General features: G+C 43.0%; 23 protein-coding genes, 5 tRNA genes and 1 pseudogene. 17 read left to right on the top strand and 12 right to left on the bottom strand.

Annotated elements, in window-relative coordinates; all coding sequences use genetic code 11:
- Positions 1-273: 273 nt before the first annotated feature.
- Together AB4623_RS16110 and AB4623_RS16105 are read left to right on the top strand one after the other, a co-directional pair.
- Positions 274-1,133 (top strand): annotated as a pseudogene (locus AB4623_RS16110) (TraB/GumN family protein).
- Positions 1,134-1,264: 131 nt separating this feature from the next.
- Positions 1,265-1,687 (top strand): hypothetical protein, encoded by a 423-nt coding sequence (locus tag AB4623_RS16105; protein WP_102428682.1) that lies wholly within the window; start codon positions 1,265-1,267, stop codon positions 1,685-1,687.
- Between the two features lie 84 nt (positions 1,688-1,771).
- Here AB4623_RS16105 and AB4623_RS16100 read toward each other — a convergent pair whose 3' ends face one another.
- The 3 genes from AB4623_RS16100 to AB4623_RS16090 are packed head-to-tail and all read right to left on the bottom strand — an operon-like array spanning position 1,772 to position 3,522.
- On the bottom strand, positions 1,772-2,608 hold the full coding sequence (locus tag AB4623_RS16100) for a CsgG/HfaB family protein (RefSeq protein WP_102428681.1): 837 nt from the start codon (positions 2,606-2,608) through the stop codon (positions 1,772-1,774).
- A gap of 16 nt (positions 2,609-2,624) precedes the next feature.
- On the bottom strand, positions 2,625-3,035 hold the full coding sequence (locus tag AB4623_RS16095) for a curli assembly protein CsgF (RefSeq protein WP_102333662.1): 411 nt from the start codon (positions 3,033-3,035) through the stop codon (positions 2,625-2,627).
- A gap of 10 nt (positions 3,036-3,045) precedes the next feature.
- On the bottom strand, positions 3,046-3,522 hold the full coding sequence (locus tag AB4623_RS16090) for a curli production assembly/transport protein CsgE (protein ID WP_017064155.1): 477 nt from the start codon (positions 3,520-3,522) through the stop codon (positions 3,046-3,048).
- A gap of 313 nt (positions 3,523-3,835) precedes the next feature.
- Between AB4623_RS16090 and AB4623_RS16085 the strand changes: the two genes are divergently transcribed.
- From AB4623_RS16085 to AB4623_RS16075, 3 genes are all read left to right on the top strand, one after another.
- The gene (locus tag AB4623_RS16085; RefSeq protein ID WP_017064156.1) at positions 3,836-4,447 is read left to right on the top strand and encodes a hypothetical protein; all 612 of its coding nucleotides are present in this window, start codon (positions 3,836-3,838) and stop codon (positions 4,445-4,447) included.
- Positions 4,448-4,532: 85 nt separating this feature from the next.
- Positions 4,533-5,390 carry a curlin gene (locus tag AB4623_RS16080; protein WP_102428680.1) on the top strand — a complete coding sequence of 286 codons (858 nt, stop codon included), beginning with the start codon at positions 4,533-4,535 and terminating at the stop codon, positions 5,388-5,390.
- Positions 5,391-5,884: 494 nt separating this feature from the next.
- Positions 5,885-6,553, top strand: a complete 669-nt coding sequence (locus AB4623_RS16075; protein ID WP_017064159.1) for a LuxR C-terminal-related transcriptional regulator — start codon at positions 5,885-5,887, stop codon at positions 6,551-6,553.
- 102 nt (positions 6,554-6,655) lie between these two features.
- On the opposite strand, the gene AB4623_RS16070 is transcribed toward AB4623_RS16075, so the two are convergent.
- Positions 6,656-6,732, bottom strand: a tRNA-Pro gene (locus AB4623_RS16070).
- 255 nt (positions 6,733-6,987) lie between these two features.
- Here AB4623_RS16070 and AB4623_RS16065 point away from each other — a divergent pair.
- From AB4623_RS16065 to rluF, 3 genes are all read left to right on the top strand, one after another.
- On the top strand, positions 6,988-7,128 hold the full coding sequence (locus AB4623_RS16065; RefSeq protein ID WP_017062321.1) for a DUF3149 domain-containing protein: 141 nt from the start codon (positions 6,988-6,990) through the stop codon (positions 7,126-7,128).
- Positions 7,129-7,298: 170 nt separating this feature from the next.
- Entirely contained in the window at positions 7,299-7,880 is a 582-nt protein-coding gene (gene smrA, locus AB4623_RS16060; protein ID WP_017062320.1) for a DNA endonuclease SmrA, read from the top strand.
- Positions 7,881-8,056: 176 nt separating this feature from the next.
- Complete coding sequence (gene rluF / locus AB4623_RS16055) at positions 8,057-9,190, top strand: 23S rRNA pseudouridine(2604) synthase RluF (RefSeq protein ID WP_017064161.1); 1,134 nt, start codon at positions 8,057-8,059, stop codon at positions 9,188-9,190.
- A 103-nt stretch (positions 9,191-9,293) separates the two neighbouring features.
- On the opposite strand, the gene ybaK is transcribed toward rluF, so the two are convergent.
- The 8 genes from ybaK to hemA form a co-directional block, all read right to left on the bottom strand.
- A complete protein-coding gene (gene ybaK / locus AB4623_RS16050; protein WP_050651812.1) occupies positions 9,294-9,767 on the bottom strand; it encodes a Cys-tRNA(Pro) deacylase in 474 nt (157 codons plus the stop codon).
- A 118-nt stretch (positions 9,768-9,885) separates the two neighbouring features.
- Positions 9,886-11,547, bottom strand: a complete 1,662-nt coding sequence (gene ushA / locus AB4623_RS16045; protein ID WP_017064163.1) for a bifunctional UDP-sugar hydrolase/5'-nucleotidase UshA — start codon at positions 11,545-11,547, stop codon at positions 9,886-9,888.
- 457 nt (positions 11,548-12,004) lie between these two features.
- On the bottom strand, positions 12,005-12,859 hold the full coding sequence (gene kdsA, locus AB4623_RS16040) for a 3-deoxy-8-phosphooctulonate synthase (RefSeq protein WP_372110038.1): 855 nt from the start codon (positions 12,857-12,859) through the stop codon (positions 12,005-12,007).
- Positions 12,860-12,881: 22 nt separating this feature from the next.
- The gene (locus tag AB4623_RS16035; RefSeq protein WP_372146855.1) at positions 12,882-13,691 is read right to left on the bottom strand and encodes a SirB1 family protein; all 810 of its coding nucleotides are present in this window, start codon (positions 13,689-13,691) and stop codon (positions 12,882-12,884) included.
- Between the two features lie 27 nt (positions 13,692-13,718).
- On the bottom strand, positions 13,719-14,102 hold the full coding sequence (locus tag AB4623_RS16030; RefSeq protein ID WP_009848726.1) for a SirB2 family protein: 384 nt from the start codon (positions 14,100-14,102) through the stop codon (positions 13,719-13,721).
- Positions 14,103-14,296: 194 nt separating this feature from the next.
- Positions 14,297-15,157 carry a peptide chain release factor N(5)-glutamine methyltransferase gene (prmC, locus tag AB4623_RS16025; RefSeq protein ID WP_372146853.1) on the bottom strand — a complete coding sequence of 287 codons (861 nt, stop codon included), beginning with the start codon at positions 15,155-15,157 and terminating at the stop codon, positions 14,297-14,299.
- A 5-nt stretch (positions 15,158-15,162) separates the two neighbouring features.
- Positions 15,163-16,251, bottom strand: coding sequence for a peptide chain release factor 1 (prfA, locus tag AB4623_RS16020; protein WP_017062313.1), 1,089 nt, complete (start codon positions 16,249-16,251; stop codon positions 15,163-15,165).
- Positions 16,252-16,279: 28 nt separating this feature from the next.
- Positions 16,280-17,539, bottom strand: a complete 1,260-nt coding sequence (gene hemA / locus AB4623_RS16015; protein ID WP_017062312.1) for a glutamyl-tRNA reductase — start codon at positions 17,537-17,539, stop codon at positions 16,280-16,282.
- A gap of 160 nt (positions 17,540-17,699) precedes the next feature.
- Between hemA and lolB the strand changes: the two genes are divergently transcribed.
- The 9 genes from lolB (at position 17,700) to AB4623_RS15970 (ending at position 22,871) form a co-directional block, all read left to right on the top strand.
- Positions 17,700-18,347, top strand: a complete 648-nt coding sequence (gene lolB / locus AB4623_RS16010) for a lipoprotein insertase outer membrane protein LolB (protein WP_372146851.1) — start codon at positions 17,700-17,702, stop codon at positions 18,345-18,347.
- A complete protein-coding gene (gene ispE, locus AB4623_RS16005; protein WP_170962373.1) occupies positions 18,344-19,219 on the top strand; it encodes a 4-(cytidine 5'-diphospho)-2-C-methyl-D-erythritol kinase in 876 nt (291 codons plus the stop codon). Before lolB ends, ispE begins: the two co-directional genes overlap by 4 nt.
- Before the next feature lie 27 nt (positions 19,220-19,246).
- Entirely contained in the window at positions 19,247-20,191 is a 945-nt protein-coding gene (locus AB4623_RS16000) for a ribose-phosphate pyrophosphokinase (protein WP_004739814.1), read from the top strand.
- 223 nt (positions 20,192-20,414) lie between these two features.
- A complete protein-coding gene (gene pth / locus AB4623_RS15995; RefSeq protein ID WP_004739815.1) occupies positions 20,415-21,005 on the top strand; it encodes an aminoacyl-tRNA hydrolase in 591 nt (196 codons plus the stop codon).
- A 10-nt stretch (positions 21,006-21,015) separates the two neighbouring features.
- Positions 21,016-22,107: a redox-regulated ATPase YchF gene (gene ychF, locus AB4623_RS15990; RefSeq protein ID WP_010439159.1), complete on the top strand. Its 1,092-nt coding sequence runs from the start codon at positions 21,016-21,018 to the stop codon at positions 22,105-22,107.
- Between the two features lie 280 nt (positions 22,108-22,387).
- Positions 22,388-22,464: transfer RNA gene (locus tag AB4623_RS15985), tRNA-Met, on the top strand.
- A 65-nt stretch (positions 22,465-22,529) separates the two neighbouring features.
- Positions 22,530-22,614: transfer RNA gene (locus tag AB4623_RS15980), tRNA-Leu, on the top strand.
- Between the two features lie 28 nt (positions 22,615-22,642).
- Positions 22,643-22,717, top strand: a tRNA-Gln gene (locus AB4623_RS15975).
- A 77-nt stretch (positions 22,718-22,794) separates the two neighbouring features.
- Positions 22,795-22,871: transfer RNA gene (locus AB4623_RS15970), tRNA-Met, on the top strand.
- The last annotated feature ends 41 nt before the right edge of the window (positions 22,872-22,912 follow it).

The raw sequence follows: 22,912 nt of genomic DNA, 5'->3' as shown, positions 1-22,912 counted from the left end.
TTTAAATAAAATCATCAAGTTACAAGCAACGGCACTTCCGTCATTTTAATTTTGACGTAAAATTTGAGAAATGAATCACAATCTTTTTTACCGATTTCATAAAATCGTGTCATTGGTAGTCAGAAAGGATTTAGAGTTTCAGCGTATTATTATACTTTTCGTACAAACAACGTGACATTGTTCTCAAAAAAAACCGTTAAAAAACACCGTCAAAATCGATTTTAACGAGTTTAATACTTCCTTAAGGAGCTCCCTTTGCGTCCACTCTGGTACATGGTTTTATTCGTTCTCGCTTTTTCAGCTAGGCAAGCGGTCGCCGAGCCCCTTTATTGGCAAGCACAAAAGGATGATCTGACACTCACTATCTTAGGTTCAGTGCACGTTGGAGACGAGAGTATGTACCCCCTTCCTTCGGCGATCACCGACGCGCTAAAAAACAGTGATGGCTTAATTATCGAAACGGATATCAGGAAATCCGAAGGTGTCGTATACCCGGCTACAACCGTCACCACTGCCGATGTGCTCAGCACAGAACAAAAGCAGTTACTAACAAGCATTTCAAAATCTTTGGGTATGCCGACTCAGCAACTATTGAGCTCTCCACCTTGGGCGACATCTCTATCGATACAAATGCAGCAATTAAAGAATCTTGGCTATGGCTCGGCGGGCGGTGTAGACGCAACATTAGCCTATAAGGCAACCATCCAAGACGTTCCGGTGATCAGCTTAGAGCCACTGCAATTTCAAATAGACCTGATGACAAAACAAAAGGACGACGGTAAGGAATGGTTAGTCAGTAGCCTAGAAGAATTTGACCAAACTGATCGCGTGGTTCATTGCCTGATTGAAAGCTGGAAAGCGGGTGATTTAGCGAAGCTGGAAGCCTTCTCAGAACTGTCAGAGATGTCGCCTGAACTTGAGAAAGCATTCTTAACCGACGCAACATAGACTGGGCAAACAAACTATCCTCCAATGATTGGAAGCTTAAGACTAAAGGGAACTACATGATAGTAGTTGGTACCTTGCACCTAATTGGAGAAGGTAACCTTATACAGTTATTAGAAAAGAAAGGCTTCAGTGTCATTCAGCAATCACAAAGCCAATCAGCCCAATGTCAATTTGAGACTAGCTAAAAAAGCTAACGATGCTCAACCTCATTTTGTTTTCGTTATAAAAGTATTTCCTTAATAACAGAATCTTTACATTTAATGGCACCATTGCAGTGCTATTATCTTTCGCTCTTTTTACCTATGGCGTTGTTCTAATGAAACCAGTACTTTTTGCTTTCCCTTTAGCCCTCACGATGCTGATGCCCTCAATAGCCTCAGCCAAAGAAACTTGTACGGTAGAACAATTTCAAGCTATCGACATTCAGCCAGATACAAAGGGGGGCGTGATAGATAAAGAAAGTGGGCAATTTCTCATTACAGAGAAACCACCGATGCGCTGCGCCAATATTACGTTCACAACATCTACAACACGAAACCGTATCGCAAGCCAAATGAACAACAATTTTGAAGCAAACTTTTACGACAACCAAACGGGAAGTTCTCACTCGGTGACGTTTGATGAAGATGAAATAAAGGCAGGTTACATTCGAATAGGCCCGAATAAGCCAGCGGAAGCGTATGTTTGTTTTGTTACCTCGGAAACACCGATAAAAGATATTACGTGCGATGTGAATTGATCATTGAGTTGCTTGAAGAAAAAAACAGGGCTAAGGGAAAGGTCCGTTTTCCGCATAGCCCTATTTTGCTGCTTACTCGGTTGCTTACAATATGTCGGCGCTCTCTTCGGAATAACGAGCAATAATTGGATTTTGTAGTGCATTAGGATCGCCCGGCGACCACATTCCACGCTTCATGCCTTTTACAATAAGATGTATTACCGCAGCATCAATCGCTGACATCACAGCGATATTAACGGGTTCATTTTGGCTGTAGCCCATTTCAACTTCTAATAGTTCTTTGTAGTCAACAAACCTGAATGCGCCGAATCCTATCTCATGTGATGAAATGGTTTTTGTCGTAGTCACACTCAACAGAACTTGCCCTGTTCTTACATCAACGGCTCTTAAGTTAACTGTCACTTGATCGGTTCTATACTGCCCTGAGCCACCAATGCCAAGATACTTCGCACCAGCCCCACCTGTAACAATATTAGAGTCATAAGCAACAATACCGCCTTCAATAACGATATTCGCAGAGCTCAACGATGTTAAGTCGGCTCCGTGATTGTTCACTACCTTGTCTTTTTTCTGAGCAGCACGAATGATCTTACGTTCCGTCAACAAGTTCTGGAGCCCTTCACGCTCTAGAGGAACAAACCACTGGGAATCTATCAATGCCGTGGTCAGTAAAGACGTTCCACCCTGTGGTACCGCTGTCGAAAAGTTACTGTTTGGCTGAGGTTTATACTGTCCCGTTTGATCTCTAAAATCATAAACCGAAACAAGTATTTTACCGCGAGGCTGAGGTAATGAGATCAGGTCCGTATAAGTCGATCCTCTCGGCATCAACTTTGGCGTTTCAGAAGTCTCTGGAATTTGCATAGAGTAAGTGCACCCTCCCAACACAAAGGTCAAGAAGACGATAATGATCGATTTCATAACACAATCCTTGTGATTAGAGGTCGGGGTTTAATCCAGAGACACTGATTTCTGTCGATTCCCCAGTCTCTTTATCGACGATTTGAACCAACAAAGTCCCGGAATCATCCACAATATTCAGGAAAAAATCATCAGTTTCCAACTGCCCCGTGTTTCCATTACCCACGTCAGCAAGCAATTGGCTAATTAAACGGGACTCTAAACTAGACGCTAAACGATCTAAGGCTGATTCTTGCTCATCAAAGATATCCCTTGCACTTGGGTCTTCATAATCATTGATAGCATTAGCGTGATTAAAAAGGTGAGAACTGTTTAAAGCGTTTCCGCCAAAACTTGGATTTACGGGCGTATAAACTAATTCGCTTGAGTAAACCGAAGGCGAAACTATCAGCGCAATGAGCGCGGCCTTTCTGAAAAATATCGACATCCTTGGCTCCTTAAAATTCATCATGGTCTAGATCGTAAGTGTCCTGAAAGATCCGTTCCGCTTGCCATCGGATGATGTAATTCCCAACCACTCGTGTTGCATCGGCAGCGCGTTCTTTCGCTTGTCTACGACCAGGGGACAACGCCGTACGGAAGATCGGTTTTCTAGAGTGTTGAACCTCTATGATGCTTCCTGATAACGCCGTTGGCCTTTCTTTTACCGTCAAATTTTCCTTAAGGTCGGGATAACTATCATTGAGCGATTGCGAGAAGAAAAAATAGAAATCCTCTCCCAACCGCGTAATGGTTCTGTCCACAATGATTCCATCGACTTCACTGAAGTCATTGAATTTTTCCTTAAGATTATTTGTCGAGTCCTCAAGTTTTTGTCCATTTTCTAAAGGAGCAGCATTTTCAAGACCATGACTCTTTTCTTCTGCATGAAGAGCAAAGGAAAGCAGAGTTATTGTAAGCAGCTTGATTTTCATATGTGCTCCCATTCAAAGTCTATTTACAAAATGAGAATGTGATTCGTTGAAACTGAATAAAGCGTAATTCATGCTTACAGTGGCATATATAAACTTTCGAATTAATTACTGAAGGGAATTGATTAACTAAGGTTGGTAGGATTCGGTCAAATACTAATTAAATTTCATATGAACAACTAAATATTTTCAACTTTAAGTTTATAGCTGTTCGTAAATTCAAGGCCTAGGATTTCGATAAGACAAAGGTTCACTCATTCCCTACGCAGTTTATTTTCGTAGGGATCATAATCACGAACACTTTAAGGTAAAGATGATGGTAATTGGGAAAGCATCACTTATCAGCTTAACTTGTTTATATTTTTTATCAGGAGGTTTTAATAATGCTATCGCGTCAGATATAGAAGGGGATTTTTTACATAATGTTAATCAAGATATAGTCAATGATTATAATTATTTAGAAAGCTTCTCTTCTGGAGATTTAGATAATTATTCAGAATTAAATATATCTAATGCTACTGATTCAATAGCAATAATAAAGCAACGCAGTCCTGGTATTACCGCGAACAACAGAGCGAAGATAACGCAAAGCGGAAGTTCTAACTCCGCATACATTGGTCAAACAGGGCGCAATAATACCGCCTTAATAGACCAGAATGGTTCAAATAACGATGCCGCAATTGGGCAACTCGGAGTAAATTCTGAAGCGCTTATTTCCCAAGACGGGAATAACAATTTAGCAGTTATCGGACAAGCTAACTTCTCAAGACAGAGTAGTCAGCTGAGCATTGACCAAAAAGGCAATGGCAATACTGCTTATTTGGTTGGTTCTGGAAGAAGTAATTTAGGAATTTCTCAAGACGGCAACGACTTTGCTTTAGTGAAAGCGTCTAGCTCAATGAGAATTCACATCAATCAAGCCAATTAGCGCGCAGTATGGAAAGCTTGATTCACCGTTGCTTCTCGATGAAGTAACAACATAGTCGACATGGAAATGTATAAGGATACAACTTATGAAAGTTACACAAATTGGAATTATAGTCGGTGCTATTCTGGGCTTTAATGCAGCATACGCAGATAATTTACCTGCTCCTTTTCCAGCCTCTGAGCCAGCGTTGGGGACAATAGAAGGAACAACCGATCTTGGCATATCATCGACAGTAGCCGGTATTCAACCTTTAGCGATGGATAATACTGCCGTTTGGCAAATGGGTAGTGGCGATAATGCCAATGTCACCATTAACCAGAACACGTCTGGTGTTACTGATGGGCATGTTGCACTAGTTGACACACATGCTAGCTATAACTCTGACGTAGTGGTTCAACAAGATGGCAATCTCAATGAAGCTCACGTTAAGTTACGCTATGTAAACAACAACGCCTGGGTTGATCAAGATGGTGTTAGTAACCAAGCCCAAATTACAGTTCAACCTTATGGTCGAAGCAATGATTTACGAGTTACACAAGTGGGTAACGAGAACATCTCTGTCGTCAATGCTCTAGGTGGTGCTGACTACAATGAAGCTGATGTGAATGTCTCTGGTAACTCCAATACAACCTATACCGAGTTTAGTAACGCGAGTGTTGATAATAATGATGTAGACATCGATATCAGCGGCGATAATAACTATGTTCAAACGATAGTCAACACCGATGTTGGTGGTGGCGACGATAACTATGTCGATATCGATCTCGTGAGCAGTAGCGATAACCGAGTATTCACGTTACAAACAGGATCTCATTCAGATGCCATTGTTAGCTTAACAAACAGCAGTTCAAACCAATTTATGATTGAACAAACCTCTTATGATACTGCTCTCGTTTCAGGTAATGGCGCAAGTGGTAATGTCGGTATAATTTATCAGAATTAATATGATAAAGAGTGCATATATTAAAACGGCGTTGATCGCCGTTTTATTTATTTCTTTCCATTTTAATGGATTTTCTTCTGATTTAAATTCAGTACAGTGCCTGATAAAAAATAAAAGTCTTATTCTGACCATAAATAACAGTGTGGCATCTTCATTAACGTTGAGTACGAACACCAACTCTAATTTCAACCAGAATACGAATAGTGGTATTACAACGTTGATTATTAATATAAATCAGTTTCCTGCCACTATAAAACTTCACCCAAACAAGGGGATCTGGAAAATTCATAAAGACTGTACAATCAATAAAATAAAACCATAAATCTCGGTAATTCCCTCTTTCTACTTAAGTATTATTTTACCTTCGACAATACTATTAAATTAATTTCATAAATTTGATGAATAATTAGCTTTAAAAGTTAGCAAAATAACAATACGTGCTTTAAACTAAAACACCTAAAGTTCAAGTAATGAGTTAAGAAAAGGAGTTCCACATGGCTAAACTGGAGGCTCATAACGCCATTTTACTTGCGGAGAACAATTTACAATCGATACTACTAAAAGAGTCTATAGAACAGAAAGTTAACCTGAACATAAAACTCATATCACCGGAAAGGCTCAGTGCTAAATCCCTAAAAAACGATGACTTAGTTCTGATTATTATTGATTTCCCGACAATGAGTAAGCAATACATTGAGAAATACCAGGAGCTCAGAGATGACGTAGCAAGTGATGTCCATGAAGTGCTACTCAATACACCAGGCGATTTCCCGCACTCTGAAATGCTTAAATGGCAGTATCTTGTCGGCATTTTTTATACGTCGGACACGCTTGAAAAGCTCGTGGCCGGCTTTAACTGCATTTTGCAAGGCGAGATGTGGATGAGTAGAAAGCTCATTTACCAGTACATTAGCTTCTACAGAGAGAGGCAGTGCGCGAAAACCAGTCCTTATTACCTCAAGCTGACCAAACGCGAGCAGCAGATCATTAAGTTACTCGGTGATGGAGCATCTAACACTCAGATAGCAGATACCCTCTATGTCAGTGAGAATACGGTCAAAGCACACCTTCACAACACGTTTAAAAAAATCAAGGTGAAGAATCGCTTACAAGCTTTGATCTGGGTTAAGAACAACGTTGCGACAAATGAGTTTGTCCAATAGACCTAACTCTCTGCCCTCAACCATAAACAGTCAATGCAGTTAGAATGTAGAAATCCCAAATACAAAAAAGCCGTAGCATTTCTGCTACGGCTTTTTCTAATGTGGTCGGTGAAGAGGGATTCGAACCCCCGACCCTCTGGTCCCAAACCAGATGCGCTACCAAGCTGCGCTATTCACCGAGATATCTAACTGGCTCATTGCCTGTCGATGGAGCGTATAATACGGGTTCTGAATTTATCCGCAAGGGCTTTTTCTCATATTTATTGCGATTTTGAATCGTTCGAACAAAAGACATACAACAACGAGCATGATGTGACGAAAAACACACAGTTACCAACAAGTATTTAACTTATGAAACAGGATTGATCCAGATCAGTGAATTGATAATGCTTGTTAATACACTAAGCCATGTCATATAACTTTGAGGTATACACATGGACTTTTGGCTAGATCTCCTATTTGGTAATGCGGTGGGACTATCTTCAATGATAGTAATCTTCGGGGCTCTGGGTCTCATGATGTTTTATGGAGGCTTCTTCATATACAAAGTTATGACTGAAAAATCTCCTCACTAGAATCGCTCTGCCTAAATCATTTACTTTTAAGTATTCTTTTACTTTATAAGTAAATGTCAAAACGCTTTGCACCGGAGCAGACTTATTGTCTTCTCCGGTTTTTTCATTTTTAAACCTAACCTCAACTTAGGTATACTTACCCTATCCTTCTCCAACTTGAGATACACACTATGTCTCATGATGATGACTTAGATCTATTCCAAGAAATGATGGGCGATGTTAAACGTATCGACCATGACACCGCTGAACACCAGAAAGTACACCGAGTCACCGAATCTCACCTTGCTAAGCGTGAAGCCGCTATGTGGCTGTCTGACGACGAGAAAGACTACTTATCATTAGACTATTCGCCAATGATCAAGCCAGACGATGTTGTTGCTTATAAAAAAGACGGTGTACAAGAAGGCGTATACAAAAAGCTGCGCCTAGGAAAATACCCTATTCAAGCCAAGCTCGACCTTCATAGGAAAACACTGAAAGACGCACGTAACGAAGTGCTTTCATTTTTGCGTCAGTGTTTAAGAATGGATGTTCGTACCGTCATCATTGTTCATGGTAAGGGTGAGCGTTCGAATCCACCTGCAATGATGAAAAGCTACGTGGCAAATTGGCTAACACAAATCAACGACGTTCAATGTGTTCATTCTGCTCAGCAATTTCATGGTGGTACGGGCGCAGTCTACGTAATGCTCAGAAAGAGTAATGAGAAAAAGCTAGAGAACAGAGAGCGCCATCAAAAACGCACCAGTTAATAGGTTGAGATAGATAAATGGACTAGTAACGATTTTGCATCAAGATCGATATTTCGTGCCTAGACTCACACCAAGTGCTAAAATTACCTCAGTTAACGAATTTCAACTCAAAGCAACTATCCAAAGGTTGCTTTTTGTTTATCTACATTTCCGTTGTGAAACGCTAAGAGAATATCATGTCACAAGAATCCCAAGCTAAACGCCTTAATAAATACATCAGTGAAACTGGTTTTTGCTCACGCCGCGAAGCCGATAAACTGATTGATGCAGGCCGAGTTACTATTAACGGTAAGATCCCTGAAATGGGTACTAAAGTCTTGCCAGGTGATGATGTTGAGATCGACAATAAGCCTGTTCGCTCAAAAGAGAAGCCGATTTACATTGCTCTCAATAAACCAACAGGTATCACCTGTACGACTGAGCGTGATATTCCTGGCAACATCGTCGACTTTATTGGCCACCACAAGCGCATTTTCCCGATTGGTCGTCTAGATAAGCCTTCTGATGGCCTTATCTTCCTAACCAATGACGGCGACATCGTAAACAAGATCCTACGTGCAGGTAACAACCACGAGAAAGAATACGTGGTGCGTGTAGATAAGCCGATTACGACGGAATTCTTGAAGCAAATGGGCGCTGGCGTTCACATTCTCGATACAGTCACTTTGCCATGTAAAGTAGAGAAAGAGACTAAGTTCTCATTCCGAATTACGCTAACACAAGGCCTTAACCGCCAAATTCGCCGTATGTGTGAAGCGCTCGGTTATGAAGTATTTAAACTGCGTCGTGTTCGTATTATGAATATCTCACTAGACGGTATTCCTAACGGCAAATGGCGCTACCTGAGCGACGAAGAGATCACTGAAATTTTAGCGATGTGTGAAGGCTCAGTAAGTACGGAAGATGCGTCAAAAATGAACGCGAAAGGTCAACGCATTCGCAAAGCGACTGACGCGAAACTTTTTGATAGCCGTGAAGAGAACCAAGCTTCAACAGCGCGCCGTAATCAAAACGAGAACCGTACACGCACCTACCGCGGTAACAATGCGGATGAATTCCGTCATGCACCTAATTCAAAGCGTGGCCGCAATTCATCGAATGGTGAAAGCGGTGGTAATACCGAGAACTGGAAATCGAACTCTCGTTCAGAGCGTTCTAATTCAGATAGAAATCGTTCGGATCGCAATCGCACAGATCGCGATAATACCGATCGTAGAAGCGGTAAGCCGGCAAACCGCAGCCAAGATTCAAACAGACCGAACAAACCTGCACCAAAGCGTGTTGGTGGTACTTTAGGTCTGAAGAAGTAGTCTGAATCAGTAAGACGAGACACTCGATATAAAAACGCCCGCTAGATTAGTCTAGCGGGCGTTTTTGTTTGTCATTCGATAGTTTTATCATCATGACAACAATCTATAAACATAGATCAGCAAACTGGCCGCGAGTCAGCAGTGTTAAGTCTTTTGGGTCTAATTCAATCTCTAGCCCACGCTTACCTGCACTCACACATATCGTTTCAAAACCTGTCGCACTGGAATGAACGAAGGTAGGTAGTGCTTTCTTCTGACCAAGCGGACTAATTCCCCCCACGACATAACCCGTGGTTTTCTGAGCAATATCTGGATCAGCCATCTCTGCTTTTTTGCCTTTCGCCGCTTTTGCTGCCAGCTTTAGGTTTAGCTTCTGGTCGACAGGAATAACGGCGACTGCCAAATCTTTCGCCACACCATTCAAGCAGAACAACAGCGTTTTGAATACACGTTTGGGATCTTGACCAAGCGCTTCAACGGCTTCTAAACCATAGTTCGTATTATTGGCATCATGATGGTACTGATGCACGCTATGAGCGATTTTCTTTTTCTTGGCGAGATTGATTGCTGGGGTCATAACAAATCCAAACGATAGATAAACAAAAAGCGACGCCGAGGCGTCGCTTTAGTTAAATTTATCATGGTGCTAGAGTCAATCTAATTTAGCACCTATTGATACAATTGCTTGGATTCAATTACTTGTAAACCATTTGGCCTGAAGGCGCGTACTTGTTCACGTCAACCGGGCTGTTTGCTTCTAGGTACTCTTTCAGTACTTCAGCATCAACAAAACCAGTATTTACGTAACCTGGGTGATCAGACAGTTTAGGGTAACCGTCACCACCAGCAGCGTTAAAGCTTGGTACTGTGAAACGGTAAGTTTCGTCTAGACGAAGCTGTTTGCCACCGATGAATACATTCGATACTTCACCGTTCGCTACTGTCATAGAGATACCAGCAAACTGAGCGTAAGCACCAGAATCGATTGGTTTAGTCGCTACTACATTTAGGTAATCCAGAACTTCTTTACCCGTCATGTCTGTGTAAGTCAGGATGTTTGCAAAAGGCTGTACCTTCAGTACATCTTTGTAAGTAACATTACCGGCTTCAATTGAGTCACGAACGCCACCAGAGTTCATCACAGCGAAGTCTGCTTTTGCACGCTCCATGTGAGAAGTCGCAATCAAACGACCTAGGTTGGTCTGTTGGAAACGAACGACGTTACGATCGCCTTCAAGCTTGCCATTTGTCTCAGCGATTTGAACTTCTAGCTGTGCTTGACCTTGCTCTTGGAAAGGACGTAGGAATTCAAGTAGCTCTGGGTCTTGTGCGATTTCATCTTGAATAAGAACACGTTGCTTCTTACCGTCGATCTTAACTTTCTTCTTAAGGTTAACTGGAATCAGGTCGTAGCTCACCATCTCTAGCTCGCCATTACGGAATTCGTAATCAGCACGACCTACGTACTTGCCCCACTCGTGAGCTTGAACGATGTAAGTACCGTTCTGTACGTCAGGCTTACACTCATCACCCGGCTTGAAGTTTTTCTTCGCAACGTTAGGGCCTTCCATACATACAGGCTCTTGAGAGTGACCACCAACGATCATGTCTAGATCGCCTTCGTTTAGGTAACGAGCAAGTGCGACATCACCCGGAGCATTAACACCACGTTGGCCATTTTCGTAGTGACCCATATGAGTCACAGCAAAGATTAGATCCGGTTTTTCTGTTTCTTTAAGTTCAGCGATTAGCTTCTTCGCTTCTTCTTTAGGATCACGGAAGTCGATGCCTGCGATAAATTCAGGGTTACCAATCTTTTGGGTATCTTCAGTTGTTAAACCAATAACCGCAATCTTGATGCCTTGCTTTTCGAACATCTCGTAAGCTTGGAACTTACGTTCACCTGTCGCTTTATCGTAGATGTTTGCAGATAGCATTGGGAAGTTAGCCCAGTCGATCTGCTTTTGTAATACGTCTAAAGAGTTATCAAACTCGTGGTTACCCAATGCCATGGCATCGTAACCAATTTTGTTCATACCTTTAAAATCAGGTTCTGCGTCCTGAAGGTCTGACTCTGGAACACCCGTGTTGATGTCACCGCCAGATAGAAGCAACACGCTACCGCCTTCTGCTTCAACTTCTGAACGAAGTTGGTCAACTAGCGTTTTACGTGCAGACATGCCGTATTCGCCATATTTATTCTGCCAGAAACGACCATGGTTATCGTTTGTGTGAAGAATCGTTAGCTTGTAAGTTTCGTCTTGGTTCCAATCATGAGCTGATTGAGACGCACACCCAGCTAGAGTAGCTAGAATTGCAGCACTTAGTGCTGTCTTTAGAATAAGGCGTTGCTTCATTGTCATACCTTTGAACTTTTTAGGGGAATCCACTGCTTTTTTATCACTCAAACTCAACAAATGTCCGCTAAGGAAACATCGTTATAAGTTAGTAAAACATGAAGTAGTTTAAATTAAGACGGTAAACCTAACAGAGTGATTTCATATTTATGTAGGATAGATCACCTTAATCTCCTATCGAGAGTGTAACAAAGCGGCAAAGTTGCATTTGAGCAAATAAGTGATCACAGGCAAACGTTTTCATAATTTTTTAGATTATTTGTGATTGGCTCAATTCAACATCCCCGAAAGTGACCTTCGTTAAATTTATTCTATTTATCAAAGCTTTGGTTGATACGTTATAACATATCAACTGATAGGTTAACTGGTTTGAAAGTATCAACTTAACCGCAACTCGCTGACCGATAGGTACAAAAAAGCCGGCAGTTGCGCCGGCTGTTAATTATATGCAGTTCGATTATTTAATATCGATGTGCTCAAAGCCTTTGATAAGGTCATCAAGTGCTTTCATCTGCTTCAAGAACGGCTCTAGTTTGTCTAGAGGTAGCGCAGATGGGCCATCACAACGAGCTTGGTCTGGGTTTGGGTGAGCTTCAATGAACAGGCCCGCAATACCCGTAGCAAGACCCGCTTTAGCAAGTTCAACCGTTTGCTCACGACGACCGCCAGATGCAGCACCTGATGGGTCACGCATTTGTAGAGAGTGCGTCACGTCGAAGATGATTGGGCTACCGTTTGAAGACTTCTTCATTACGCCAAAGCCAAGCATATCCACAACAAGGTTATCGTAACCCATGCAAGCGCCACGCTCACAAAGGATGATGTTGTCATTACCGCACTCAGCGAACTTATCAACGATGTTGCCAACTTGATTCGGGCTCATGAACTGAGGCTTCTTCACGTTGATTACTGCGCCAGTCTTAGCCATTGCTTCAACAAGATCAGTTTGACGAGCTAGGAATGCAGGTAGTTGGATTACATCAACCACATCCGCAACTGGCTGAGCTTGAGCTTCTGTGTGGATATCAGTAATGATCTTCACGCCGAAAGTATCTTTCAGCTCTTGGAAGATTTTGAGACCTTCTTCCATTCCTGGACCACGGTATGAATGAACTGAGCTGCGGTTCGCTTTATCAAAAGACGCCTTAAATACGTAAGGGATGTCCAGCTTCTCGGTTACTTTTACATAGTGCTCACAGATCTGCATAGCAAGATCACGAGATTCAAGAACGTTCATGCCTGCAAATAGCGTAAATGGCTTGTCGTTAGCAATTGGCATATCGCCAATGTGAACTGTTTTTTGTTCCATCATATTCTCTCTAAATAATTATTAATTAGTGAACGACCACTGTCTTTGCGTTCATGACGTTCACTTGAGATTTCAGTAACTCAGATGCCGGGTCATCTGGGCATTGGTCGATAAAGTATTGATAATCCGTTGCTGCAACTTGATGACAGTCTAGCTGCTGATAAATAAAGCCACGGTCACGGATTTCGTACGGATCATCCGGCACAAAGGTTAACGCAAGATCGGTACACTTCAATGCAAGCGTATAACGCTCTTCTCGCAGTAATGCACTCTTAAGCAACGCTAGCCACTTACCAATAATCGTTGGGTGGTCGGCAACCTCTAAGTGCTCCGCTTTCACCTTAGCGAGTGGGCCATCATGTCCGATTAACCAAGCTCGTAAAGTTTGCACGCCAACATACTCACCGTTGTAAGGGTTAATATAGACGGCTGCTTGCCCGTACCAACTCACTTTTAGCAAGAATTGAGTAGGAAAAGAGACGCCCTCTACAGGGAAGCCTAGCTTGCGACCTAGAAAAAGAAAAATCGCACCAAGACTCACTGGGATGCCTTTCTTTCTCTCGAGCACTTTATCGATAAACGCGTTTTCCGATGAGAAGTAAGCGTCTTTATCGCCAGCAAAACCCCACTCGTAAAAGAATAGTCGAATAAAAGATTCAAACTTCTGCTGCTCATCGGTTTCATTAACCAAAGCAAACTCAGCGTCTTTTAACAATCTCGCCAGTTCTTGCTCAGCCCAGCTGTCTTGAGTTTCTGGGTTAATCGCTTTATTTAAGATCAATGCACCTTCAGCTAACTCTAGCTGGTCAAAGTCTTCATCAAAAAATTCGTACATACGTAACTAACCGAAATAAGGAGATAATTAACCGAAAAATGTTGGTGTCTTGGTCATTGCGATTTTGCCTGCCATCGCTAACCAACCTAGCGCACCAAAGAAAGAGAATACTCTCAGTAGCTTGTTTTTACCTAGCTTAAGCGCAAAGAAACCTAATGCGATGTAAGCCATAACACAAGTTAGTTTTTCGGTTAACCATGGTGCTGCTGGTGTAAATGGAATAAAGCCAGTGATGAAAATCAAACCAATACCCGATAGCAATAGCAACGAGTCATTGATATGAGGGAAACGCTGCAAGAAAGGATGCTTAAGCTTAGGTGAGTTAGCCATCATAAGAGCGAAACGAATCGAGAGAAGTAGCGCACTTATAGCAATCGTTAATAGGTGAAAATGTTTTAGACCTTCGTACATGGTATTCCTTTATATTTTTATATGTGCTTTCGTTAACACGAGCCTCACAATACCCGTTAATGCTCTGTAGTTCTGCATAAAATCTCTGTATTTCTGCGTTAAATGCATTATCGGGTTAAATGTATTGTCGAGTTAAAGGTATCAATTTAGCAAGTTCATCATCCATTGCTCACAAGACGATTAACAATCACTAACTATGAACAGTAACGACCCAATGTCACTCGGTCATTACCACCGTAATCTTTCTCTGTGACAACATCGAGATAACCGAGCGCCTGCATAATCTCACGAACTGCCAAACCTTGGTCATAGCCGTGTTCAAATGCTAACCAACCTTCATTTTCCAAAAAGTCGCGTGCGTTTTCAGAAATGTATCGAATATCTGCAAGCCCTTTCTCTTCAGCAACCAGTGCTGTGATCGGCTCAAAACGCACATCGCCTTGAGATAAATGAGGATCATTCTTCTCAATGTATGGCGGGTTAGAAACAATCAGAGAGAACTTCACAGTTTCTTCAGAGCTCAAAGGCTCAAACCAACTGCCGTGCAAAAAAGTCGCATTGGTGATATTGAGACGTTGTGCATTCTCTGTCGCAAGCTGCTGCGCTTCAGGGCGAAGATCAATACCCGTTACCTGTCGATTCGGCATCTCAGACGCCAATGCTAACGCGATAGCACCTGTACCAGTCCCTAAATCGAGAATCGCGCCTTGCTTGCCGTACGTTTTATCCAAAGCTACCTCAACCAAACGCTCGGTATCTGGGCGTGGGATTAATGTAGAAGGGGAAACTTTTAACGGCAGTGACCAAAACTCACGCTCACCAATTATGTAAGCCACAGGCTCACCGGTTAAGCGACGTTTTAGAAGGGCATTGAATTCAGACTCTTGCTCTGAGGTGAGATGCTTCTCAGGCCAAGTCAGTAGGTAAGATCTTGGTTTATCTAAGGCGTGACAAAGCAGTACCGCTGCATCAATGGAGGGTGATGTGTTATCACCCTCTTGAAGCTTTACGATTGCTGCTTTTAAAGCACTTTCAACCGTATATGTTGACTGCATACAGGTTAGTTGTTCTCTGCAAGTGCAGCAAGCTGATCGGCTTGGTGCTCTTGAAGTACAGGATCAAGCAAGCTTTGCATGTCACCTTCAAGTACTTCGTTAAGACGGTAGATAGTAAGGTTGATACGGTGATCCGAAACACGACCTTGTGGGTAGTTGTACGTACGAATACGGTCACTACGGTCACCAGAACCTAATAGGTTACGACGTGTATCAGAAACCGCTGCCGCGCGGCGCTCTTCTTCTGCTTGAACAATACGAGCAGCAAGAACAGCCATCGCTTTCGCTTTGTTTTTATGCTGAGAACGCTCGTCCTGACACTCTACTACTGTACCCGTTGGTAAGTGAGTAATACGGATTGCTGAATCCGTGGTGTTAACGTGCTGACCACCCGCGCCTGATGCACGGAAAGTATCAATTTTAAGGTCGCCCGCTTTGATTTCTGGAAGATCCGCTTCTGGGATCTCAGGCATAACCGCAACCGTACATGCTGACGTGTGAACACGGCCTTGAGATTCGGTTTCAGGTACACGTTGTACACGGTGACCGCCTGACTCAAACTTCATGGTGCCGTAAACAGCGTCGCCACTAACCTTAGCGATCATCTCTTTGTAGCCGCCTTGCTCAGAAGCATTGCTGCTCATGATTTCAACACGCCAACCTTTCTTCTCAGCAAACTTAGAGTACATACGGAACAGGTTGCCCGCGAAGATACCTGCTTCATCACCACCCGCACCTGCGCGGATTTCTAGGAAACAGTTACGCTCATCGTTTGGATCTTTTGGAATAAGAAGAATCTGTAGCTCATCAGTCAGACGCTCAATTGCTGCTTTCGCATCTTTGATTTCATCTTGAGCCATTTCACGCATTTCTGCGTCGTCTTCGTTTGCCATCTCTTCAGCAGCTTCTAGATCTTCTTTCGCTTGCTGGTATGACTGGAAGCAAGCTGTCACTTCTTCAAGTTGAGAGTATTCTTTCGAAAGTGCACGGAATTTGTCTTGATTCCCGATCACATCTGGATCACCAAGTAGATGTTGAACTTCTTCATAGCGTTCAACAAGTGTTTCAAGCTTTACTAGAATCGAGGCTTTCATAATGTCTTATCTTGTTGGAGGTCTAATATTATTGAGGGTTTTCTAAGCCCAAACTCTGTCTAATGACCATTAATTTTGCAGGTTCTCCTTGCTCAGCTGCACTTTGAAGTGCGCGCGTTGGAGCATGGATCAATTTGTTTGTGAGCTTATTGCTGAGCTCGAGTAAAACTTTTTCAGGGTCACCGCCAGCGGCAAGCGATTGTAAACTTTTACTTAATAATTCTTCGCGGATTTCGTTAGCCGATTTACGGTAATCTCGAATACTGTCTACCGCTTGTAAAGAGCGCATCCAACTCATGAACGCGGCACTTTCTTCACTGACGATCGCTTCAGCTTGAATCGCTTCAACTTTACGTTGTTCGATATTGCCATCAACAATCGACTGCAAATCATCAACCGAATAAAGGTAGGCATCATTTAGATCACCAACCTGCGATTCCACATCACGTGGAACGGCAATATCAACCAATAACATCGGCTGATGCTTTCTTGTTTTTAGAGCAGTTTCCACCATACCCTTACCGATAATAGGCAATGGACTTGCGGTTGAGCTAATTACGATGTCCGCTCGATGAAGATGATCAGGGATCTCATTCAAGCTGATCACTTCAGCACCAAATTCTTCTGCTAGCCCTAGAGCACGTTCTCGAGTTCGGTTCGCCACAATCATTTTTGTACAGCCATTCGCCGAAAGGTGCTTAGCCACCAGCTCAATGGTTTCACCCGCACCAACCAGTAACACGGTTGAATCTGCGATGGATTCAAAAATATGCTTGGCTAAGGTACAGGCTGCGTAAGCTACAGAAACCGCGCTTCCGCCGATTTCAGTTTCAGTTCGAACACGCTTCGCAACAGAAAATGATTTCTGGAATAGTTTTTCCATTGAAGCATCAACGGATTTGTTCTCTCGCGAGTCCGTATACGCTTGCTTCACCTGACCTAAGATCTGCGGTTCACCCAAGACTAAAGAGTCCAAACCACAAGCAACGCGCATTAAGTGTTTAATCGCCGCCTGCTCTTCATGGATATAAAGGCTTGGCTTTAGCTCTTCTGGGCTAACTTGATGGAAAACCGACAACCAATCGATGAGTTTGTTTTTAGCCACGCCTTTAACGTCGCAATACACTTCAGTTCGATTACAGGTAGAAAGTATGACACTTCCATTCACGTGTGCATTTGCGTTAAGTTGCTTGAGTGCCTCAGATAATTTATCTGGACCAAAAGCGACTTTTTCTCGCAATTCAACCGACGCTGTATTGTGATTGATACCTACGGCAAGCAAAGACATGTATCAGAAGTTCTCGATCAGGGAATGGAAACAAGGGGCGAATTTTACTTGATGCATGGCTCTATTTAAAGAGCAAGCGGGATTTGTTTTCCTGAGTTCGTGAATTCAATGCTATAGTTGAAGCGTTTTTTAGATAAATTTGAACAAGTTGTGAGCAAACATGAGCAAGCTTCTCAAAATCGCGTCTCTTATTTTTATGGCCATAACTATGGTGGGTTGCTCGTCTATCCCAGAACAACCAACCAGCGTTGAATGGCAAAGTCATCAAGATCGGCTTTTACAGATAGACAACTATCAAGCCTCAGGCAAGCTCGCTTACATTTCCCCAGAGCAACGTCAAAGCCTAAATTTCATTTGGAAACATTCACCAAATCAAAGTCAATTAAGGCTCACTACTTTTCTCGGTCAAACTGCACTGAACCTAACCATAGATCCATCGGGTACAAAAGTCGTGACCTATGGCGATCAAGTATTTACTCATGCGAGCGCTTCAGTCTTGGTTGAGCAGCTGACAGGTTTACAGATCCCTATTGATCACCTGCCACAATGGTTCCTTGGCATTCCAGACCAAGCCGATAGCTACCAATTGAACACGACCAACACGCTTGAATCTCTCACCAAACAAGTCAGCAACCAATTATGGACACTGAGTTTTGCTAACTATCGCAATACAGAGATGCCGAATAAGCAACTATCGGGTGAAGACAACACTAAGGTAGAGATAATCCCACTCCCTACTCGATTGTCATTCAAGCAAGACAATAACAAAATCAACATTGTAGTTTCGAAGTGGACACTGAAAAGATGATAACAACGCCAACCCATTGGCCTTCTCCGGCTAAACTGAATTTATTTCTCTATATCACTGGTCGACGTGACAATGGCTATCACGAACTTCAAACTTTATTTCAGTTTGTCGATTTTGGTGATGAACTGACGGTTACCGCAAACTCAGAAACTAGCTCGATAACAATCACACCAGAAATCCCTGGGGTAGCACTTGAAGACAACCTGATCTGGAAAGCCGCTACTGCGCTACAGCAATATACCTCAACCTGTTTCGGTGCCGATATTGAACTCAAGAAAGTACTGCCTATGGGTGGCGGTATTGGCGGAGGCTCTTCAAATGCAGCAACCGTGTTGGTCGCTCTGAATTATTTATGGCAACTCAACCTGTCAGACGATCAACTCGCCGAGATCGGTTTGAAGCTTGGTGCTGACGTTCCTGTCTTCGTTCGAGGCCACGCCGCCTTTGCTGAAGGGGTTGGAGAACAATTGTCACCAGCTAATCCGGATGAAAAATGGTATCTAGTCGCCAAACCTCAAGTGAGCATAGCAACTGCAGACATATTCAAACATTCAGAATTAACTCGAAATACGCCAAAGCGAGCGCTAGCAACGCTTCTAGAGCAAGAATACGTAAACGATTGCGAAAAAATTGTGCGAATGCTGTACCCAGAGGTTGATAAGCAACTTTCATGGCTGCTACAATACGCGCCGTCGAGATTGACTGGTACAGGTTCGTGCGTTTTTGCTGAATTTAACAGCAAAAAAGAAGCCGAATTGGTGCGAGAACAACTGCCTGACACAGTTTCCGCTTTCGTAGCGAAAGGAAGAAACATTTCTCCTTTAAAAGAAACTCTGGCTGAATACCAATCAGCCCACCCACAATCTATTTAAAACTGGACGCAACCCGAGGTTTCCACCGTGCCTGATATGAAGCTATTTGCTGGTAACGCAACACCTGAACTAGCCCAACGTATTGCTGATCGTCTATACATCTCTCTTGGCGATGCTACTGTAGACCGTTTTTCTGATGGCGAAGTCGCTGTTCAAATCAATGAAAACGTTCGTGGTAGCGATGTATTCCTGATTCAATCAACTTGTGCACCAACCAATGACAACCTTATGGAATTGGTGGTAATGATTGACGCAATGCGCCGTGCTTCTGCTGGCCGTATTACTGCTGTAATCCCTTACTTCGGTTATGCCCGTCAAGATCGTCGTGTACGTTCTGCTCGTGTGCCAATTACTGCAAAAGTTGTTGCAGACTTCCTTTCTAACGTTGGCGTTGACCGCGTTCTTACTATCGACCTACACGCAGAGCAAATCCAAGGCTTCTTCGATGTACCTGTTGATAACATCTTCGGCACTCCAGTTCTTCTAGAAGACATGGCTAACCGTGGCTTAGAAAACCCAGTAGTGGTTTCTCCAGACCTTGGTGGTGTTGTACGTGCTCGTGCAACGGCTAAAGCGCTAGGTGATGTTGACATCGCTATCGTTGATAAGCGTCGTCCACGTGCTAACGTTTCTGAAGTAATGAACCTAATCGGTGATGTTGAAGGTCGTGACTGTGTTATCGTTGATGACATGATCGATACGGGTGGCACACTATGTAAAGCAGCTGAAGCGCTTAAAGAGCGCGGTGCTAAGCGTGTATTCGCTTACGCAACTCACGCTGTTTTCTCTGGTACTGCTGCGAACAACATCAAGAACTCTGTTCTAGACCAAGTTATCGTAACGGATTCTATCTCTCTATCTCCAGAGATGGCTGCGACGGGTAAAGTGACAACACTTAGCCTTTCTCGCATGCTTGCTGAAGCGATTCGTCGTATCAGCAACGAAGAATCAATCTCAGCGATGTTCAACTAATCAAAGCCCAATAGCTTTTTTTACAAAAGCTTGGTTTTAGAAACACGCGAGAGAAAGATATTAAGCACTTCAGTCAATGAAGTGCTTTTTTTATGTCTGAGTAATATTGCACTGCTAGTTATCACAAACAGGAATAATCGCGCAGCTATCAGCTAGCTCGCACCTTTTTCATAAACTGTGATATCATACGGCGCTTTTTGAAATCCCAAGAGAGATCCATACCTTGAGCCAACAAATAAAACTTCTCGTTGGACTGGCTAATCCAGGTCCAGAATACGCCAAAACTCGCCACAACGCGGGCGCTTGGGTAGTTGAAGAATTAGCGCGTGTACATAACGTGACACTAAAGAACGAACCAAAGTTCTTTGGCCTAACGGGTCGTATCATGGTTCACGGTGAAGATCTTCGTTTGCTGATCCCAACGACTTTTATGAACTTGTCAGGCAAAGCAGTTGCAGCCTTAGCAAAGTTCTACCAAATTAAACCAGAAGAGATCATGGTCGCTCACGATGAGTTAGATCTGCCTCCTGGTATTGGAAAGTTTAAAAAAGGTGGTGGTCATGGCGGACATAATGGTCTGAAAGACATCATCAGCAAGCAGGGTAACAATAAAGAATTCTATCGTCTTAGATTAGGCATCGGCCATCCAGGACACAAAGATAAAGTTGCAGGTTATGTATTAGGCAAAGCTCCTCAAAAAGAGCAAGAGTGTATCGAGGCCGTCGTTGACGAATCGGTTCGCAGCCTAGACATCTTATTAAAAGATGGCCTACCAAAAGCACAAAATCGCTTACATACGTTCAAAGCAGAATAAGGTTTATATCATGGGTTTTAAATGTGGCATCGTTGGTCTACCAAACGTTGGTAAGTCAACTCTGTTTAACGCACTGACTAAAGCAGGCATCGAAGCAGCAAACTTTCCATTTTGTACGATCGAACCAAACACAGGTATCGTTCCGGTTCCAGATCTACGCTTAGATGCATTAGCAAAAATTGTTAATCCACAGAAGATCCTTCCAACGACAATGGAATTCGTAGATATCGCGGGCCTAGTTGCTGGCGCATCTAAAGGTGAAGGTCTTGGTAACAAATTCCTAGCTAACATCCGTGAAACTGACGCTATCGGTCACGTTGTACGCTGCTTTGAAAATGAAAACATTGTTCACGTTGCTGGCAAAGTATCTCCAATTGAAGATATCGAAGTGATCAACCTAGAACTTGCACTGGCTGACTTAGACAGCTGTGAGCGTGCAATTCAACGTAACGCGAAGAAAGCGAAAGGCGGCGACAAAGATGCTAAATTCGAAATCACTGTACTAGAAAAGCTACTTCCAGTTCTAACTGAAGGTGGTATGGCACGTACTGTTGAACTTGGCAAAGAAGAAGCGGCAGCAATCGGCTACCTAAACTTCCTAACGCTTAAGCCAACAATGTACATCGCAAACGTTGCAGAAGATGGTTTTGAAAATAACCCATACCTAGACGCTGTTCGTGAATACGCAGAAAACGAAAACAACGTTGTTGTTGCTGTTTGTGCAGCAATCGAATCAGAGCTTTCTGAGCTTGATGACGAAGATCGCGAAGAGTTCCTTGCGGATATGGGTATCGAAGAACCAGGTCTTAACCGAGTGATCCGCTCTGGTTACGAACTACTGACTCTTCAGACTTACTTCACAGCTGGTGTTAAAGAAGTTCGTGCTTGGACAATCCCTGTAGGTGCAACTGCGCCACAAGCAGCGGGTAAGATCCACACAGACTTCGAGAAAGGTTTCATCCGTGCTGAAGTTGTTGGATTCGATCACTTCATCGAATTTAACGGTGAGAGCGGTGCGAAAGACGCAGGTAAATGGCGCCTTGAAGGTAAAGAATACATCGTTAAAGATGGTGACGTTGTTCACTTCCGCTTCAATGTATAATTCTGATTAAACATCTAGAAAAAAGGCCAGTGAATTCACTGGCCTTTTTGTTTTTCCCCTTTCTAAATTGTCCCTCACCAGAAAGTTAACTTCCTATATATATCGCCTTTTAGACCTGTTTTTTGTCGACAAATACGCCTCTTTGCCTAAAAAGAAACCGAACAGATGTTTATTCGCGATTTATTCAAAAAAAAAGTTGACGGGTTTCACTCAACTCCGCATAATGCGCCCCGTTCACAGCGAAGCGGCAACGTTTCGAAATGAGCAACAATATGGAAATGGCTACTTAGCTCAGTTGGTTAGAGCACATCACTCATAATGATGGGGTCGCAGGTTCAAATCCCGCAGTAGCCACCATTTCCTAAGCACTCTATTTGATATTAAAGTTTGTCTTTAGTAACAAAGAGTTTTTAGGAAATAACGCGGTCGTGGCGGAATTGGTAGACGCACCAGATTTAGGTTCTGGCGCCGAGAGGTGTGAGAGTTCAAGTCTCTCCGACCGCACCATATTGAGATGTCTTTAAGATATCATTGTTGGGCTATCGCCAAGCGGTAAGGCACCGGCTTTTGATGCCGGCATTCCCTGGTTCGAATCCAGGTAGCCCAGCCACTATTTAAAGTGTAATTATCTTTAAAAAGATAATGGCATTGAAAGCAAGATTATATTATATTGTCTCGCTCTCAGATGGCTACTTAGCTCAGTTGGTTAGAGCACATCACTCATAATGATGGGGTCGCAGGTTCAAATCCCGCAGTAGCCACCATTCTTTCTTCGAGAAAGAAAAGACAACGTTATATTGAATCA

The sequence above is a fragment of the Vibrio sp. 10N.222.52.C12 genome (assembly GCF_041474215.1).
GTDB lineage: Bacteria > Pseudomonadota > Gammaproteobacteria > Enterobacterales > Vibrionaceae > Vibrio > Vibrio crassostreae_C.
Note: the sequence above shows the minus strand (reverse complement) of the source record. Positions and strands in the feature narration are given on the sequence as shown.

Bases quoted from the DNA above. Each gene is read 5' to 3' on its own strand.
- lolB (WP_372146851.1), top strand. From the start codon at position 17,700: ATGAGCAAGCTTCTCAAAATCGCGTCTCTTATTTTTATGGCCATAACT.
- AB4623_RS16065 (WP_017062321.1), top strand. From the start codon at position 6,988: ATGGACTTTTGGCTAGATCTCCTATTTGGTAATGCGGTGGGACTATCT.
- prfA (WP_017062313.1), bottom strand. From the start codon at position 16,251: ATGAAAGCCTCGATTCTAGTAAAGCTTGAAACACTTGTTGAACGCTAT.
- AB4623_RS16075 (WP_017064159.1), top strand. From the start codon at position 5,885: ATGGCTAAACTGGAGGCTCATAACGCCATTTTACTTGCGGAGAACAAT.
- AB4623_RS16030 (WP_009848726.1), bottom strand. From the start codon at position 14,102: ATGTACGAAGGTCTAAAACATTTTCACCTATTAACGATTGCTATAAGT.
- AB4623_RS16035 (WP_372146855.1), bottom strand. From the start codon at position 13,691: ATGTACGAATTTTTTGATGAAGACTTTGACCAGCTAGAGTTAGCTGAA.
- AB4623_RS16095 (WP_102333662.1), bottom strand. From the start codon at position 3,035: ATGTCGATATTTTTCAGAAAGGCCGCGCTCATTGCGCTGATAGTTTCG.
- ispE (WP_170962373.1), top strand. From the start codon at position 18,344: ATGATAACAACGCCAACCCATTGGCCTTCTCCGGCTAAACTGAATTTA.
- AB4623_RS16105 (WP_102428682.1), top strand. From the start codon at position 1,265: ATGAAACCAGTACTTTTTGCTTTCCCTTTAGCCCTCACGATGCTGATG.
- prmC (WP_372146853.1), bottom strand. From the start codon at position 15,157: ATGCAGTCAACATATACGGTTGAAAGTGCTTTAAAAGCAGCAATCGTA.
- AB4623_RS16085 (WP_017064156.1), top strand. From the start codon at position 3,836: ATGGTAATTGGGAAAGCATCACTTATCAGCTTAACTTGTTTATATTTT.
- ybaK (WP_050651812.1), bottom strand. From the start codon at position 9,767: ATGACCCCAGCAATCAATCTCGCCAAGAAAAAGAAAATCGCTCATAGC.
- AB4623_RS16080 (WP_102428680.1), top strand. From the start codon at position 4,533: ATGAAAGTTACACAAATTGGAATTATAGTCGGTGCTATTCTGGGCTTT.
- smrA (WP_017062320.1), top strand. From the start codon at position 7,299: ATGTCTCATGATGATGACTTAGATCTATTCCAAGAAATGATGGGCGAT.
- ushA (WP_017064163.1), bottom strand. From the start codon at position 11,547: ATGAAGCAACGCCTTATTCTAAAGACAGCACTAAGTGCTGCAATTCTA.
- kdsA (WP_372110038.1), bottom strand. From the start codon at position 12,859: ATGATGGAACAAAAAACAGTTCACATTGGCGATATGCCAATTGCTAAC.
- hemA (WP_017062312.1), bottom strand. From the start codon at position 17,539: ATGTCTTTGCTTGCCGTAGGTATCAATCACAATACAGCGTCGGTTGAA.
- rluF (WP_017064161.1), top strand. From the start codon at position 8,057: ATGTCACAAGAATCCCAAGCTAAACGCCTTAATAAATACATCAGTGAA.
- AB4623_RS16100 (WP_102428681.1), bottom strand. From the start codon at position 2,608: ATGAAATCGATCATTATCGTCTTCTTGACCTTTGTGTTGGGAGGGTGC.
- AB4623_RS16090 (WP_017064155.1), bottom strand. From the start codon at position 3,522: ATGAAAATCAAGCTGCTTACAATAACTCTGCTTTCCTTTGCTCTTCAT.
- ychF (WP_010439159.1), top strand. From the start codon at position 21,016: ATGGGTTTTAAATGTGGCATCGTTGGTCTACCAAACGTTGGTAAGTCA.